14 protein-coding genes are annotated in these 16,137 nt (G+C 68.0%); 3 read left to right on the forward strand and 11 right to left on the reverse strand.

The features are described 5' to 3' along the window. Positions 1 to 8: 8 nt before the first annotated feature. The 3 genes from HMPREF9710_RS05075 to HMPREF9710_RS05085 all read right to left on the reverse strand — a co-directional run bounded on the left by HMPREF9710_RS05075 (position 9) and on the right by HMPREF9710_RS05085 (position 4,997). Positions 9 to 1,322, reverse strand: a complete 1,314-nt coding sequence (locus HMPREF9710_RS05075) for a gluconate:H+ symporter (RefSeq protein WP_005664482.1) — start codon at positions 1,320 to 1,322, stop codon at positions 9 to 11. 12 nt (positions 1,323 to 1,334) lie between these two features. Then, positions 1,335 to 4,319 (reverse strand): TonB-dependent receptor domain-containing protein, encoded by a 2,985-nt coding sequence (locus HMPREF9710_RS05080; protein WP_005664484.1) that lies wholly within the window; start codon positions 4,317 to 4,319, stop codon positions 1,335 to 1,337. 144 nt (positions 4,320 to 4,463) lie between these two features. Beyond that, positions 4,464 to 4,997, reverse strand: a complete 534-nt coding sequence (locus HMPREF9710_RS05085) for a gluconokinase (RefSeq protein WP_005664485.1) — start codon at positions 4,995 to 4,997, stop codon at positions 4,464 to 4,466. A 316-nt stretch (positions 4,998 to 5,313) separates the two neighbouring features. Between HMPREF9710_RS05085 and HMPREF9710_RS05090 the strand changes: the two genes are divergently transcribed. Continuing rightward, complete coding sequence (locus tag HMPREF9710_RS05090; protein ID WP_005664487.1) at positions 5,314 to 5,874, forward strand: putative glycolipid-binding domain-containing protein; 561 nt, start codon at positions 5,314 to 5,316, stop codon at positions 5,872 to 5,874. Positions 5,875 to 5,876: 2 nt separating this feature from the next. Here HMPREF9710_RS05090 and mnhG read toward each other — a convergent pair whose 3' ends face one another. The 8 genes from mnhG to HMPREF9710_RS05130 all read right to left on the reverse strand — a co-directional run bounded on the left by mnhG (position 5,877) and on the right by HMPREF9710_RS05130 (position 13,585). Beyond that, positions 5,877 to 6,248 carry a monovalent cation/H(+) antiporter subunit G gene (gene mnhG, locus HMPREF9710_RS05095; protein WP_005664489.1) on the reverse strand — a complete coding sequence of 124 codons (372 nt, stop codon included), beginning with the start codon at positions 6,246 to 6,248 and terminating at the stop codon, positions 5,877 to 5,879. Beyond that, on the reverse strand, positions 6,245 to 6,523 hold the full coding sequence (locus tag HMPREF9710_RS05100) for a K+/H+ antiporter subunit F (RefSeq protein ID WP_005664490.1): 279 nt from the start codon (positions 6,521 to 6,523) through the stop codon (positions 6,245 to 6,247). The genes mnhG and HMPREF9710_RS05100 overlap by 4 nt, the downstream gene beginning before the upstream one ends. After that, complete coding sequence (locus HMPREF9710_RS05105) at positions 6,507 to 7,037, reverse strand: Na+/H+ antiporter subunit E (protein ID WP_005664492.1); 531 nt, start codon at positions 7,035 to 7,037, stop codon at positions 6,507 to 6,509. Before HMPREF9710_RS05105 ends, HMPREF9710_RS05100 begins: the two co-directional genes overlap by 17 nt. Beyond that, positions 7,034 to 8,698, reverse strand: coding sequence for a monovalent cation/H+ antiporter subunit D (locus HMPREF9710_RS05110; protein ID WP_005664494.1), 1,665 nt, complete (start codon positions 8,696 to 8,698; stop codon positions 7,034 to 7,036). Before HMPREF9710_RS05110 ends, HMPREF9710_RS05105 begins: the two co-directional genes overlap by 4 nt. Then, positions 8,695 to 9,039 carry a Na+/H+ antiporter subunit C gene (locus tag HMPREF9710_RS05115; protein ID WP_005664496.1) on the reverse strand — a complete coding sequence of 115 codons (345 nt, stop codon included), beginning with the start codon at positions 9,037 to 9,039 and terminating at the stop codon, positions 8,695 to 8,697. The genes HMPREF9710_RS05110 and HMPREF9710_RS05115 overlap by 4 nt, the downstream gene beginning before the upstream one ends. After that, positions 9,039 to 11,951 (reverse strand): monovalent cation/H+ antiporter subunit A, encoded by a 2,913-nt coding sequence (locus HMPREF9710_RS05120; protein ID WP_005664498.1) that lies wholly within the window; start codon positions 11,949 to 11,951, stop codon positions 9,039 to 9,041. The genes HMPREF9710_RS05115 and HMPREF9710_RS05120 overlap by 1 nt, the downstream gene beginning before the upstream one ends. A 60-nt stretch (positions 11,952 to 12,011) precedes the next feature. Further along, the gene (locus HMPREF9710_RS05125) at positions 12,012 to 12,860 is read right to left on the reverse strand and encodes a universal stress protein (protein WP_218918181.1); all 849 of its coding nucleotides are present in this window, start codon (positions 12,858 to 12,860) and stop codon (positions 12,012 to 12,014) included. Between the two features lie 185 nt (positions 12,861 to 13,045). Continuing rightward, a complete protein-coding gene (locus HMPREF9710_RS05130) occupies positions 13,046 to 13,585 on the reverse strand; it encodes a hypothetical protein (RefSeq protein WP_005664500.1) in 540 nt (179 codons plus the stop codon). A 176-nt stretch (positions 13,586 to 13,761) separates the two neighbouring features. Between HMPREF9710_RS05130 and HMPREF9710_RS05135 the strand changes: the two genes are divergently transcribed. Both HMPREF9710_RS05135 and HMPREF9710_RS05140 read left to right on the forward strand, forming a co-directional pair. Then, on the forward strand, positions 13,762 to 14,862 hold the full coding sequence (locus HMPREF9710_RS05135; RefSeq protein ID WP_005664501.1) for a porin: 1,101 nt from the start codon (positions 13,762 to 13,764) through the stop codon (positions 14,860 to 14,862). Between the two features lie 83 nt (positions 14,863 to 14,945). Next, positions 14,946 to 16,094 (forward strand): serine hydrolase domain-containing protein, encoded by a 1,149-nt coding sequence (locus HMPREF9710_RS05140; protein ID WP_005664503.1) that lies wholly within the window; start codon positions 14,946 to 14,948, stop codon positions 16,092 to 16,094. The last annotated feature ends 43 nt before the right edge of the window (positions 16,095 to 16,137 follow it).

The following is a 16,137-nucleotide window of genomic DNA, read 5'->3' on the forward strand; positions in this document are numbered from 1 at the left end:
TTCCTCAGCTATTGTAGAAACAGCGACAGAAGCATCACGAACAGCAGGCCGAACACGCCCACCAGGGTCTCCATCAGGGTCCAGGAGCGGAAGGTATCCTTCAGGGACAAGCCAAAATATTCCTTGAACATCCAGAAGCCGGAATCGTTGACGTGGCTGCACATCAGGCTTCCCGCGCCGATGGCCAGCACCATCAGGTTCGGGTCGACGCCCGAGCTGTGCACCAGCGGCGCCACGATGCCGCCGGCCGTCACGCCCGCGACCGTGGCCGATCCGAGGCAGATGCGGATCACCGTCGCGACCGACCATCCCAGCACCAGCGGCGGCACCGGAAGGCTGGACAACAGCGCGCCGAGATCGGCGCTGACGCCCGACTCCACCAGCACCTGCTTGAGCGCGCCGGCGCCGGCGATGATCAGGAGGATCGGCGCGATCTCGCGCATCGCCTCCGCCGGGCCCTGCATCACGGCCGAGAAACGGCGCCCTTGCGCGAGGCCCAGCGTGTAGATCGCCACCAGATAGGACGCCAGCATCACCACCAGCGGATTGGCGAGGAACGACAGGCTGCCGTTCAGCTCCGGCCGCGCCATCATGAGCACCGTGCTCGCTCCCAGCAGCAGCACCGGCAGAAGCGCGGTGGCGAAGCTGTTGAAGACGCCCGGCAGTTCTCCATCCTGCAGCGCGCGACCGTCCTGGAACATGGCGGCCGGTTGCGCCTCAATGCGGCGCAGCGACAGCGCGAACAGGGGCCCGGCGATGATCAAGGTCGGTATCGCCACCACGATCCCGTACAGCAGGGTAGTGCCCATGTCGGCGTGGATCGCCGAGACCAGCGCTACCGGTGACGGATGCGGCGGCAGGAAGCCGTGCGCGATCGACAGCCCGGCCAGCAGCGGGATCGCCAGCGCCACCGCCGGCCGTCCCGAGCTGACCACCAGCGAGAAGATCAGCGGCACCAGCAGCACGAAGCCGACGTTGTAGTACAGCGGGATGCCGACCACGAAGCCGGTGACGGTGAGCGCCACCGGGATGCGCGACGGGCCGAGCGCGTCGACCAGGCAGGTGGCGATGCGGCGCGCGGCCCCGCTGTCGGCGATCAGCTTGCCGAACACGGCGCCCAGGCAGATGATCACCACCAGGGAGCCGAGCAGGTCGCCGATGCCCTTCTCGATCGCGCCGGGAATCTTCGACGGCGGCACCCCGAGCAGCAGCGCCGCCGCGATCGACGCCGCCACGAAGGCCAGCAGGGGCTGGACCTTGCCCCAGGCGATGAGCAGGGTCAGCAGGCCGACCGCCAGCAGCACGGAAACGATGTTCCACACGGCCGGCCTCCGTCAGAAGCCGTAGCGCAGGCCGGCCCGGTAAGTCCGTCCAACCACGTCGTACAGCGCCGGGTTGATGCCGTAGCTGGCATTGGTCTGCGGCGCCGCTTCCGGCGCGCGGTCGGTCACGTTGTCGATCTTGAAGTAGGCCTGCAACTGCTTCGACAGGTTGTAGCTGGCGCCGATGTCGAGATAGGCCGCCCCCTTCATCTTGTTGTCGTAGATGGTCGGGTGGATCAGGGTCGACATGGGGCAACCGGTCTGGCACTCGATGAAGTCGTTGCGGTAGGTGCCGTCGCTGAACCAGCGTTCGGTCAGCGTGACGCTCAGCTTGTCGTTCTCCCAGGTCTGCTGCGCCAGCACCTTCCACTTCGGCGTATTGCCCATGTTCGAGCCGGCCGAATCCACCGCGATGGTGCCGACCACGCCCGACTCGGTGATGTAGTGCAGGTTGCGGGTGGCCAGCGCGCGGAAGGTGAAGCGGCCCGGCAGATTCAGCCGCTCCAGCCCTGTCCGGTAGGCGGTCTCGAGGTCGAAGCCCTTGACCTTCAGCGACGCCAGGTTGAAGTTCTGCACCGTGACGTAGTTGTTGCCCGGGCTGTTCAAGACCATGGCATTGCAGATCTCCTGGTTGCCGGCCACGCACAGGTCGACTTCCTGCTGGATCGTCAGCGCCGAGATCACGCCTTTGACTTCGATGTCGAAGTAGTCGGCCGAGATACTGAAGCCCGGCGCCCACTTCGGCTGGCTCAGGACGATGCCGAAGGTGTTGTTGCGCGCGATCTCCGGACGCAGGTTGGTGTTGCCCACCGTGCGTTCCTGGACGCTGATGGTATTGCCCTGGTACTGGACCACGTTGTTGACCACCACCGGCGCCGCGAACAGTTCGGACAGGTTCGGCGCGCGCACGTCCTTCGAGGTCACGCCGCGCAGGCGCAGGCCGTCGATCGGCGTCTGCCAGGTGGCGCCCAGCTTCCAGCTGCCCACGCTGCCGGCGGTGCTGTACTTGGTCTCGCGGTCGGCCAGGTTGAGGTTGGCCTCGCCCCAGGTCGCGGACTTGAACACCGGGATGTTCAGCTCCACGTAGGCTTCGCGCACGTTGTAGCTGCCCTCGCCGTTGTGGAAGTTACCGGCGTACCAGTTGTTGCCGACCGTGGTATTGAGCAGCGGGTCGGCCGGGTACATGGCGTTGTTCGGCGATTCCGGCGTCACGCCGTTGCCGTAGGCGTCGCCGCGCACGCGGTATTTCTCGCGCCGGTACTCGGCGCCCGTGGCCAGCGAGATCGGGCCGGCCCAGCCTTCGAACAGCTCGCCGTTGATGTTGAAGCTGCCGACGTCCTGGCTTTGCGTGGTGCGCTGGCGCGGGCCGTTGGCCGGCGCGATATAGGCCCAGGCGGCCGGATCGATCGGGTTGTCGCCGATGATGTTGAGCGGCACGCAGCCCGACGCCGCGGCCACCGGATTGCGGCAGACGATGCGGCCGTCCGGCGCGCGCACCGCGTCGATCGCATTGTTGTAGCGCGCATTGAGCGTCATGTTGAAGGCGTCGAGATTGGTCTTGTTCTCGCCATGGGTCACATAGGCGTCGTACGACCAGTCCTTGCCGAACAGGGCGAACTTGCCTTCGGCGCCGAGCACGAAGCGGCGCTGGGTGCGGGTCGGCTGGACGTCGATGTTCTCGGGGAAGACCGCGTTCGCGGTGCCGTACTGGAAGCTGGTGATGTTGTTGCGGGCGCAGGCATCGACGATCGACGCCGGCAGGAAGGGATTCGAGCACTGGATGGTCAGGTTGGCGTTCTTGGCCGCGCCCGGGTTGGGCGAGAAGCGCGAGTCCACCTTGCCGTAGTTGGCGGTGAAGTAGAGCTGGTGGTCGGGATTGAGGTCGAACGACATGCGGGTATAGGCCACCTGGCGCTTGAAGTTCATCGCCAGGTTGGTGCCCGAGCCCACGCTGCCGCTCAAGTCGCCGCCGATGCAGAACGGGTTGACGCAACCGGTGACGGCGCCGGTGCCGGTCGGCTGGCCATTCGAACCGTACTGGAACTGGTAAGGCACGCCGCCCGCGCCGAAGGCCGTGCCCTGGAGCGGGCCGCTGGTGATCAGGCCGTACTTGGCGTACTGGTATTGCTGCGCCTGTTCGATCACGCGGTATTGCGGCAGGCCGTCGCCGGTCTGGTTCAGCGGACGCACCGAGTAGGCCGGGTTCTGGTACCAGGTGCGGCCGTTCGGTCCCTTGCCGCCGAAGCCGGGCGACTCGATGCCGTTTTCCTTCGTGAACTCGGCGCTGGCCGTCACGTGGAAGCGGTTGTCCAGGAAAGCCCGGCCCCAGGCCGCCTGCACGCTGCCGCCGCGGTCGTCGTCGTACTTGGTCTGGCCGCCCTGGACGTGGGCCTTGAAGCCGGTGAATTTTTTGTCGGTGACGAAGTTGACCACGCCGCCCACCGCGTCCGAGCCATAGGACGCCGAGGCGCCGCCGGTCACCACGTCGACACGTTTCACCAGCAGTTGCGGGAACTGGCTGACGTCGGTCACGCCGGTGACGTTGGCGCCGACCACGCGCTGGCCGTCGAGCAGGGTCAGGGTCCGGATCGTGCCCAGGCCGCGCAGGCTCAGCGAAGACAGGCCCTGGATGCCGCTGCTGGTGCTGTTGGTGCTGGTGGTGCGGCCGGTGCTGCCCTGCAGGGCCGGCAGTTCGGCCAGGGTGTTGAACAGGTTCGGCTTGGCCGATTTCTCGAGGTCGGCGCTGGTGAGGCTCGTCGTCGGCGTCGGCATGGTGAAGCCGCGCGCGGCGATGCGCGAGCCGGAGATGCGCACGACGTTGGAGGCTTCCCCGGTCGCCGGTGCGACCTCCGCGGGCGTGGCTTGCGCCGCGGCGTCGGCGGTGGCGGCCGGGGTGTCTGGCTCGGGCTGCGCCTGCTGGGCATGGGCGATGCCCACATTCCAGCAGGCGCTGGCCACGGCCAGGCTGATGATAGTCCGTTGAACTGGTGTACGCATGATGTCTCCTCGATGCTTGTTGTATGGGAGCGCGCCGTCTCTGTGGTCGGCTGCGCGACAGCTTGCAAAGACTGCTTGCGATGAATCTTGCCGAACCCCGGTGCCAGGGCCGTGGTGCAGGTGTCGTAATTCGGACGTCGTGGTTCAGGCGCTTCTGGTGATGCGTTCCACCAGCGCCGGCGGCGCCAGGGTGATGTCCAGCGTGAGGCCGGCTTCGTCGGCCTGCAGCGGTTCGAGGATGCTCAGCTGCGAATCGAGCAGCGAGGGCGGCATGTAGTGGCCGGGGCGGCCGTGCATGCGCACGGCGATCAGTTCGCGCGGCCCGGCCAGGTGCACGAAGCGCAGCGCCGGGTCGGCCATGCGCAGCAGGTCGCGGTAGCGCCGCTTGAGGGCCGAGCAGGACAGCACCAGGCCCTGGCCCCGGCTGCGGGCCTGGCCGATCTCGGCCGCCAGCGCGTCCAGCCAGCCGGCGCGGTCGTCGTCGTCGAGCGGGATGCCGGCCGTCATCTTGCTGACGTTGCTGGCCGGGTGGTAGGCGTCGCCTTCGAGGAAGGGGACGGCGAAGTGGCTGGCCAGGGCGGCGCCGATCGTGCTCTTGCCCGATCCGCTGACGCCCATGACGACCCAGCGCAGGGCGCCGGCGGGTTGGGACGGGGTGTTGACGCTGGATGCTGACATCGTTTCTCCTCGATAGACCGTTAGCGCTAACATCGCGTTTTTCGGAGTGTTGTTCAGCTAATTTTTTTTGTAAACACGTTATCGATGTTGCAATGCAATGTGATCCAGGGGCGGTTTTGCCGCTTTGTCGTGGGCGCAAGCGGGGGCGTCAGCGGTTTTTCACTCAGAAAGCACCATGAAAATCTGATAGCGCTAACATTGTTGCGACGCGCAATCTATTTTTTCGCAATGTTGTATTTACTCGACGGCGCCATGTGCGCGTGACTGGAATCGGCTATGTTGGAACCGATCACGCACGCAGAAAGCGAGGACGACCATGGAACGCCGCTTGCGCTGGGCAACGGAAGAAGGAAACGGCCTGGAATATGTCGCGATCCGCGGCACGCCACAAGGCGTCGTTGCCGAAGGCGTGGTGATCGGGCCGGATTCCGGCACGCCGTACGAGGGCAGGCTGTTCGGCTGCAGCTACGCGATCCATTGCGATGCGCACTGGCGGGTGCGCCAGGTCCAGGTCAGGTTGGCCGGCGGCGCCCACTTGCTGTTGCGCGCCGATGGCGAAGGAAGATGGAGCGGCCCGGACGGCGCGCCGCTGCCGGCGCTGGACGGCTGCATCGACGTCGACCTGACGTGCACGCCATTCACCAATACCTTGCCGATCCGGCGCCTGGGCGAGGCCCTGCGCGAGCGCCGGGAAGTCCGGGTGGCCTACGTCACCTTGCCCGGGGCGGCCGTGATGCCCTCGCGCCAGGCCTATTCCTTGCTGGGCGAGGGACGCTACCGTTTCGAGAGCCTGTCGGATCCCTTCCGGGCCGACATCGAGACCGATGCCGACGGCCTCGTGGTGCACTATCCAGGCCTGTTCCAGCGCCTGGACTGATCCTACTCGCGCGAGATGGTGTACACCTCGCCCGCGGTCGCGCCGGCGTCGCCTTTCTTGGCGCGCAGGTCGCGGTAGACGGCGGCGCGCATGATCATCATCGACACCACGGGCGCGGTCAGCAGCACGAACACGGTGATGATGATCTCGTGGACGACCGGCCGCGACTGCGCCACCGTAAAGTACAGCATCGAGGCGATCAGGAGGCTGCCGGCGCCCAGCGTGACCGTGATCGCCGGGCCGTGGATGCGCTGGTAGAAGGTGCGCAGGCGGACCAGGCCGAGCGCGCCGATCAGGATGATGCTGGCGCCCAGGATCAGCAGCAGCGAGACCAGCAGGGCGGCCCAGTCGGGCAGGTGTTCGATGCCGGTCATTCGATGATCTCCCCGCGCATCAGGAACTTGGCCATCGCGATGGTCGAGACGAAGCCGACCAGCGCGATCAGCATCGCCACTTCAAAATAGACCTGGGTGCCGAAGCGGATGCCCAGCACCAGGGCCAGCAGCATGCCGCACATCCAGAGGGTGTCGAGGGCCAGCACGCGGTCGTGGGCCGAGGGGCCGATCAGCAGGCGGCCGGCGCATAGCGCCATGGCCGCCAGCACGCATACGAGGGCGTAGCCGATCGAGAGTTCAAGCAGGGTCGCCATGGCGGACCTCCGTGTCGAAGATGTGAATGAGGGGCTGTTCGTAGCGGGTCTTGATGGTGTCGACCCACCACGCGGCGTCGTGCAGGTCGAACACGTGCAGCACCAGCTCGAGCTTGTCGGAATCGGCGCTCGGCTGCAGCTCGGTCCACACCGTGCCCGGCGTCATGTTGATCAGGCAGGACAGCGCCGCCAGGCCGTAGGGGTCGCGCATGTCGAGCGGCACGCGGATGAACTGCGAGTTCAGGTTGGCGTAGTCGGCGAACAGGATGACCTTGCTCACGTTGAGGCAGGAGCGCACCACCTCGACCGAGGCGAAGCCCAGCAGGCGCAGCGCGACGATGGGCTTGTGCAGGCGCGGGTAGCCCAGCGGGTTGAGGTGGCGGGTCAGGACCGGGCCGGCGATGCCGAACAGCGCGCCGAGCAGGATGTGGCCAGGATACAGGGTCTGGTTCAGCAGCAGCCACAGGCCGCACAGCGCCAGCGACACGAAGGGATGGGGAAGCCAGCGGGTCATGGCGCCTCCTTGGGCGAGAGGGGCGCGGGCGCCGGGTTCGATACCGGTCCCGGCACGGTCGGCTCGGCCAGCACGCGGCCGATGTAGGCGCCCGGACGGTGGATGTCGTCGCTGGCGCGGGCCAGGTAGCCGAACAGCGGATTGGCCTGCACGGTCATCAGGACCGACAGCGCCAGCAGGAACAGGATCGGCGCCACTTCGGAGCGGTGCACCTTGGGCGGCTCGGTGGCGCCGCTGGCCCAGAAGGTGCGCACGCCGAAGCGCATCATCGAGATCACGGCGATCAGGCCCGAGACGATGATCAGGGCCATCAGGGTCCAGCCGGACGCGGAGATCGCGGCCGCGCCCGACACCGCGTCGACCTGCGGATTGAGCAGCGCGTGGAACATGCCGAACTTGGCCACGAAGCCCGACAGCGGCGGCAGGCCGGCGATCATCAGCGCGCAGGCGGCGAAGGCCAGCGACAGGAAGGCCATCGCGGCCGGCACGCCGCGGCCGGTCGGCTCGTCCGGCGCATCCTCGACCGCGAACGCTTCCATGGTCAGCGCCAGCATCGCCGAGCGCGGGGTGCGGATGCGGTCGATCAGCTCGATCAGCAGCAGGAAGGCGGCCACCGCGATGGTGGAGCCGATCAGGTAGTAGATGCCGGCCGTCACCAGGGTCGGCTGGCCGTAGCCGATCACCGCCAGCAGGGTGCCGGACGAGACGATCGCGCCATAGCCCGCCATGCGGCCGGCGGTGTCGGTCGACAGCATGCCGGCGGCGCCGAACACGATGGTCGCCATGCCGGCATACAGCAGCGCGTCGCCGCCGAAGCCGGCGGCGGCGCCCGCGTTGTCCGAGAAGATCAGGAGCCACAGGCGCAGGATGACGTAGGCGCCGACCTTGGTCATCAGGACCAGCATCACCGCCACCGGCGGCGAGGCCGCGGCATAGGTGGTGGGCAGCCAGAAGCCCAGCGGCCACATGGCGCCCTTGGTCAGGAAGGCCAGCGCCAGCACGCTGGCGCCGACCTTGAACAGGGCCAGTTCCTCGCCCGCCAGCAGCGGCACGCGCGCGGCCAGGTCGGCCATGTTCAGGGTGCCGGTGGTGGCGTAGATCAGGGCGGTGCCAAGCAGGAACAGCAGGGCGGCGGCCAGGTTGATCGCGATGTACTGCATGCTGGCGCGAATGCGCTCGGCGTTATACCCATGCAGCACCAGGCCATACGACGCGGCCAGCATCACCTCGAAGAACACGAACAGGTTGAACAGGTCGTGCGTCAGGAAGGCGCCGTTAATGCCCATCAGCAGGAACTGGAACAGCGTGTGGTAATGCACGCCGATCCGGCCCCAGCGGGTGCGGGTGAAGTGCAGCGAGGCCAGGCCGAGCACCGCGGTCAGCAGCAGCATGATGGCGCTCAGGCGGTCGGCCAGCAGGGCGATGCCGAACGGCGCGCTCCAGTTGGCGGCCAGGTAGATGCCCATGCCTTCCTGCCAGTGGCCGCCGTCGGTCATGAAGATCAGCGCCAGCGAAGTCGCCAGCAGGCCCAGCAGCGAGGCGTAGCTGAGCCAGTACTTCAGGCGGTGCCAGCCCTGCGTCAGCGGGGCCAGGGCGGCGCCCACCAGCAGCGGCAGCAATACCGGCACCAGGATCAGGTGCTGGGTCCAGTGCAAACTCATAATTCAGGCTCCTTGCCATCCACGTGGTCGGTGCCGGTCAGGCCGCGCGAACCGATCATCACCACCAGGTACAGCGCGGTGGTGGCGAAGCCGATGACGATGGCCGTCAGCACCAGGGCTTGCGGCAGCGGGTCGGCCAGGACGGCCGGATTGGGCGTCGTGCCGGCGGGCGTGAGCGGCGGGGCGTCGACCCACAGGCGGCCCATGATGAAAATGAACAGGTTGACGGCATACGACATCAGCATCAGGCCCGAGAGCACCTGGAAGCTGCGCGGACGCAGGATCAGCCAGATGCCGGAGCCGAACACGATGCCGATGGCGAGCGAAATGACGAGCTCCATCAGAAGATCTCCTTGGCGGGCGGGATGGTGGCGCGCGTGGCGTCGGCCGCCGCGCGGTGGCTGCGCAGCGACTGGTGGGCCAGCGCGACCAGGGTCAGCATGGTGGAACCGACCACCACCAGGAACACGCCCAGGTCGAACATGAAGGCGCTCGGGACGTGGATCTCGTCCAGGATCGGCAGGGTGAGGTGGGCGGTGTGGCTGGTCAGGAACGGGTAGCCGAGGAACCAGGCGCCGATGCCGGTGAAGGCGGCGCACGCGAGGCCCCAGGCGATCCAGCGGTGCGGCCGCAGGCGCAGGTGCGATTCGACCCAGTCGGTGCCGGCCACCATGTACTGCACGATCAGCGCGGTGGCGAAGATCAGGCCGGCGACGAAGCCGCCGCCCGGCAGGTTATGGCCGCGCATGAAGAAGTAGGCCGCCATCACGCCCATCACCGGCAGCAGCATGCGCAGGTACACCGCCGGAATCATGAGGTAGCCGCTCGAGGCCTGCTCGGCCGGGGGCTGGGTGACGGCCGGATCGACGTCGCTGGCCTGCTGCACCGGAATCGCGATCGATTCGGTGGCAGGGCGGAAGCGGCGCAGCAGGGCATAGACGGTCAGGGCGACGGCCGACAGCACGGTGATCTCGCCCATGGTGTCGAAGCCGCGGAAGTCGACCAGCAGCACGTTGACCACGTTCGAGCCGCCGCCTTCGGTGAGCGCGCGCAGCACGAAGAATTCGCCGATCGAGGGCGGCGGGGACAGGCTCAGGATCGCATAGCTGGCGGCGGCGATGCCCAGGCCGCCGGCGACGGCGATGAAGCCGTCGCGCCCGCGGCGGAACCAGGTGCTGGCCGGCGCCCGCTGCTTGAGGCCGGGCGGGGCGAAGCGCGGCGGCAGCCAGCGCAGGCCGAGCAGGATCAGCACCGTGGTCACGGTTTCCACCATCAGCTGGGTCAGCGCCAGGTCGGGCGCCGACAGCCAGACGAAGGTGATCGCGGTCACGATGCCGGTGCCGCCGACCAGGGCCAGCGCCACCAGGCGGTGGTATTTGGCGTTGTAGGCCGCGCCCAGCGCGCAGCCGGCGCCGATGATCCACAGCACTGCGAACAGCGGGTCGAGCGCGTGCACGCTTAAGGTAGGAATGGCGGGCAGCGGGTCGACCAGCAGCAGCGGCGTGGCCACCATGAAGGCCATCAGCACCAGCATCTGCGGCTGCAGGCGGCGGGTGCCGGTCCAGCGAATCAATGCGCTGGCGCCGGTCGACAGCGCCAGCATGGTGTTCTCGTAGGCCTGCGCGCCTTTCAGGCGATGCAGCACCGGCACTTCGGTGCGCTCGCGCAGGTCGTGGCGGCGCAGCAGCACCCAGTACAGCAGGGCGCCCAGCACCAGCGCGGCGCCGCTCATCCCGAGCGCCAGGTTGAAGCCGTGCCAGATCGCCAGGTCGTATTCGGGCATGGCGGCGCCCAGCACCGAGCCCGATGCGACGGCCAGCACGTCGCCGACCACGCGCTCGGGCATGACGCCGACCGCGATGCACAGCACCACCAGGCACTCGACCGGGAAGCGCATCCAGCGCGCCGGTTCGTGCGGCTCTTGCGGCAGGTCTTTCGCAAGACGGCCGAAGAACACGCTGATGAAGCGCAGCGAGTAGGCGACGCTGAAGATGCCCATCGCCACCGCCACGTACGACAGGGTCCAGTCTTCGCTGCCGCCCACGTGGGCGGTCTCGGCGAAGAACATCTCCTTGGACAGGAAGCCGTTCAGCAGCGGCACGCCGGCCATCGAGGCCGAGGCCACGATCGCCAGCGCGGCCGTCACCGGCATCGCCTTGCGCAATCCGCGCAGCACGCGCATGTCGCGGGTGCCGGTCTCGTGGTCGACGATGCCGACCGCCATGAACAGCGAGGCCTTGAAGATCGCGTGGTTCATGATGTGGAACACCGCCGCCACCACCGACAGCGGGGTGCCGATGCCCAGCAGGCAGGTGATCAGGCCCAGATGGCTGATGGTCGAGTAGGCCAGCAGCCCCTTCATGTCGTTCTGGAAGATCGCGAAGAACGAGGCCAGCGCCAGCGTGGTGGCGCCGGCGCCGACGATGATCCAGGTCCATTCCGGCGTGCCGCCGAGGGCCGGGTACAGGCGCGTGAGCAGGAACACCCCGGCCTTGACCATGGTGGCCGAGTGCAGGTAGGCCGACACCGGGGTCGGCGCCGCCATCGCGTGCGGCAGCCAGAAGTGGAACGGGAACTGCGCGCTCTTGGTCAGCGCGCCAAGGGCGATCAGCACCAGCGCCGGCAGGTACAGCGCATGGGCGCGGATCTGGTCGCCGGCCGCCAGCACCGCCTCGAGCTCGTAGCTGCCGACGATATGGCCGAGCGTGAGCACGCCGGCCAGCAGGCACAGGCCGCCGGCGGTGGTGACGGTGAAGGCCATGCGCGCGCCGCGGCGGGCGTCGTTGCTCTCCTGCCAGTAGCCGATCAGCAGGAAGGACGTCAGGCTGGTAAGTTCCCAGAACACCACCAGCTGGATCAGGTTGCCGGACAGGACCACGCCCATCATCGAGCCCATGAAGGCCAGCATGTAGGCGTAGAAGCGCGCGACCGGGTCGCGCTTGGACATGTAGTAGCGCGCGTACAGGATCACCAGCAGGCCGATGCCGAGCACCATGATCGAGAACAGCCAGGCCAGGCCGTCCATGCGGATGATGATGTCGAGGCCGAACATCGGCAGCCAGCTGTGGCGCGACTGCAGGACTTCGCCGGCGTCCAACCGGCCGAACTGGGAGATGGCGAAGAGAAGGGCCAAAAGGGTGAACGCGCCGGCCGCGATGGCAGGACGGTTGCGCGACCCATTGGGCAGGCAGGCGGCGACGAAGGCGCCGGCGAAGGGAAGAAGGACGAGCAGGATCAGTGGCAGTGAGGTCATCGACATCATCCTTCGGGGCAGTGCGACATGTAGCGGCGCGCGCAGAGGCGCAGGGCGGTTTCAGGTTTCTTCATTCTCATCATATTCTCCAGGGCGCACAGGGGGACGCACGAGCAGCGTGTCGCACACGACTGCCTGCAGCAGGTATTCACTGCGGCTACCGGTCAGGAGGCGCATCAGCGCCGATTCTTCATGCAGGCCGAGCACGACCAGATCAATACTATTATCCACTACATGGCGCGCAAGCTGCGAGGCCGGTTCGCCTTCGCCGATCACCGGGTCGACCAGCTCACGGACGCCGGGCGGCAGCGCGCAGCCGTCCAGGAAGCGGATCAGTTCCGCATGTGGACGCGCGTCGGGCGCCAGCGCTTCGGCGTCATGCGCATGGAACACGGTGAGCCGGCGCTGCGGGAACAGGCTGGCCGCCGTTTCCAGCGCCAGCTTCGCGGCCGGCGTGAAGTCGGTCGCGACCATGATGCGGCGGTAGGGGCCGCGCACGCGCTGGCGCACCACCAGCAGTGGCTGCGCCAGGGCGCGCGCCAGTTTCTCGACGGTGGAGCCGAGCAGCAGGTCGCCCAGGCTGTCGTGCTGCGAGGCGCCGGCGACCACGATGGCGCCGGGCAGGGTGGCCGCGCCGTCGAGGATGGCGGCGGCGGCCGGGCCGGTGGCGAAACGCTGGGTGACCTGCAGGGGCGAGCCGGCGAACTCGCGCGCGAACTCGGCGCGCGCCGCGCGTTCCTGGTGTTCGCGGCCGGCGTCGTCGCCCTGCCATTGGAGCACTTCGCCGGGCGCCTGGGGCGCGTCGTGCACCGTCAGGACCACCAGCGGTAGTGAAAATTCGTCGGCCAGCTGCTTGGCGCGTTCCAGGGGCCGGTCGCAGCGGGCGCTCAGGTCCGTCGCAAGCAACAATCCGCGGGGCGTAGTCGGGCTACGGTCTGGCATGCGCCGCCTCATGGAAAGTCTTCTCGGAAGGCGACACTCTACCGTAGTTGATGACCTGACTACAACGCGTTTCTTCAGTTATTTTGAATTTACTTCGGATAACTCCGGGTGCAGTGCAGCATTTTCGCGCATCGTCGACCCGGATCTCTGCGTCAGGCGGTAACGTCGAGCGCCGGCGTGGCGCCCACGTCCTGTCCATACGCGGCGCGCACCTCGGCCTGCTTCTCGTTCTGCTCGCGCAGCTTGGCCTCGTAGGCGGCACGTTCCTCGTCGCTGACCGTCTTGTCCGAATTGGTGTCGGCTTCGGCGATGTAGTCGGTGTCGGTGGTCTCCGAGGACGCTGCAGCGCCCCCAGCGCCACCGGCGCCGCCAGCCGGCGCCGGCGCCGCCGCGGCCGGGTCCTGGGCGCTTCCGGTTTCCTCGGCCGCGTCACTGTCCTCGCTTGACGCCGTGGCCGATGCCGGCGATGCGTCCACGGCGCGCTGCACGCGCGCGGCGTCGGCCTGAGCATTCAATTCGTCGCCCAGGCGCGCCGCCGCCGACTCGGCGCTTTGGCTGGGCGCCGGTGGCGTCGCCTCGGCGTCCGGTGACGTGACTGTGGAGGCCGGGCCAAGCGCCGCTTCGTCGTCCTTCTTCGGGGTTGGGGCATATGCCGCCTGTGCGGCGCTGGCGCCGCCGATGCTGTTGACCATAATCGTTTCCTGTTGCGGGTTGTCGTCCATGATTAACGGCCGGGCCGGCCGCGCGGCGCAGGGCGGGAAATGTAAAGCCACGTAAAACCAACACGAATGGGGGGATGGGACTCCCCTCGATTGGGGATAGGCCGGGACAGGCCCCGTGGCCGACAATTCCCGCAAGGAGAATCTCGATGAGTAAATACTCGCGCCGCAGTGCGCTGGCGCTGGCGGCATGCGTCGCCGCCGCCCAGACCCACGGCCAGGCCCAGACCCATGTCCAGCTGTACGGCCGCCTGAACGTGGCGGCCGAATACGTGAAAGCGTCCGCCACCGCCGACGGCCCGCGCCTGAGTCAGCAGCGGGTCTCGAACAACCGCTCGGTGCTGGGTTTTCGGGGCAGCGAAGACCTGGGCAGCGGGGTCAGCGCCATCTTCCAGGTCGAGGGCACGCTCTCGCTCGATACCGGCGCGGGCGAGCTCGCGCGCCGCGATACCCGGATCGGCCTCGATGGCGGCTTCGGCACGCTGTTCGCCGGTCACTGGGTCACCGCCTACAATGGCGCGACGTCGGGACTCGACCCTTTCTATCCAACTACCGCCGGCTATATGAGCATCATCGGCAACGGCGCCGGGGCGGCGGTCGACAACGTGAACAATCTGTCTTCCTTCGACCGGCGCCAGGCCAACTCCACCCATTATTGGAGCCGGCCCTGGAAAGGTGTCGGCCTGCGCCTGACCCACGGCCTGGCGGAGGAACGTCCGGCCAGCGGCGCCAGGCCATCCCTGACCTCGGCCGCCGTGGTCTATGAACAGGGGCCGTGGTATGCGACGCTGGCCCACGAGCGACACCACGAATACCAGGGGCCGGGATTGCGCGACAGCGGCACCAAGCTGGCCGTGGCGCGCCGCTTCGGCGACACCCGGGTGGCGCTGCTGGCCGAACGCCTGGAATACGAGACCGCCGGCGGCGGCCTGGATCGCAATGCCTGGTATGTCTCGGTCACCCATCAACTCGGCGCGCACGGCCTGCGCCTCGGGCTGGCGCATGCCGGCGACGGCAAGGGCGCCGACGGCAACCGGGTCGGCTTCATCCGCGGCGGCGCACGCACCGGCGCCACCCACGTCACGCTCGGCTACGAATACCTGCTATCGAAGCGCACCGCGCTGTATGCCTACGTCACCCACCTCGACAATGAGGCGAACGGCGCCTACGACTTCGCGATCAACAGCCTGGAGGCGGCGCCCGGCGCAACCCTGAAAGGCGCCGCGCTCGGCCTGCGCCACGCCTTCTGATCCCTGAGATTGTCCGGCGCCCATCCTGGCGCTACACTTGGTTGTCCCGCCGCCGATATGGAAGTTCAACCGAGGAGAAGCCGATGAAAGCGCTGTTGATGGCAGTCGTGTCGCTGTTCCTGGTCAGCTGTTCGGGCGCGCCGCGCGGGCCCGACCCTGGTTTTTCCGACCCCGACATCGAGGCCCTGATGGCGCGCCAGAAGGTGGTGGGGCTGGCGCTGGCGCTGATCGACGAGGGCCGGGTGGTCAAGGTCGCGGCCTACGGCAAGCGCAACCTGGAGCGCGGCCTGCCGCTGCAGCCCGACACCGTCATGTATGGCGCCTCGCTGACCAAGACCGCCTTCGCCTACATGCTGCTGCAGCTGGCCAGCGAAGGCCGGCTCGATCTCGACGCCCCGCTCACGCAGCTGCTGCCCAAGCCCCTGCCCGAGTACCGCCTGGGCGAGCGCCGGGATTTCAGCGACCTGGCGCTGGATGAACGCTGGCGCCGGCTCACGCCGCGCATCCTGCTCACGCACGCCGGCGGCTTCGCCAACTTCCGCTGGCTGGAGCCGGACGAAAAGCTGCGCTTTCACTTCGACCCCGGCGCGCGCTACGCCTATTCGGCCGAAGGCATGTACATCCTGCAGCTGATCGTCGAGCAGGGCCTCGGGCTCGATGCCGGCCGCGAGATGCAGGTGCGCGTGTTCGACCGCCTCGGTATGCCCAATACCGCCATGCGCTGGCGGCCCGACTTCGCCGCCAACCTGGCCGACGGCTATACCCTGGAGGGCAAGATGGAGCCGCACGACCAGCGCGGCGCCGTCACCGCCGCCGGTTCGATGGACACCACGATCGCCGACCAGGCCCGCATGTGGGCGGCGCTCGTGCGCGGCGACGCGCTGAGCCCCCGGATGCGCGCCGAGATGGTGCGCCCGCAACTGCCGATCCTGAGCGCCGGCCAGTTCCCGACCCTGGTGTCGCGGCCCGGTGCGCAGGTAGCGGGACTGGCGGCCGGCCTGGGCGTGGTCACCTTCCAGGACCGCAGCGGGCGCGGATGGTTCAAGGGCGGGCACAACGACAGCACCGGCAATATGGCGATCTGCCTGGAGGCGCGCCGGCGCTGCCTGGTGATGCTGTCCAACGACGTGCGCGCCGAGCGCATCTTCCCCGAGATTGCGCGCCTGGCGCTGGGCGAGAACGACATGCCGTGGCGCTGGGAATACGGCTGGTACGGCGCGTCCCGGCCGTGAATGGTCCGCGGGCATCCGTGCCCGCCTGAAAGGCCGTGACTGG

Origin of the sequence: Massilia timonae CCUG 45783 (genome assembly GCF_000315425.1) — a bacterium.
Lineage (GTDB): Bacteria > Pseudomonadota > Gammaproteobacteria > Burkholderiales > Burkholderiaceae_D > Telluria > Telluria timonae.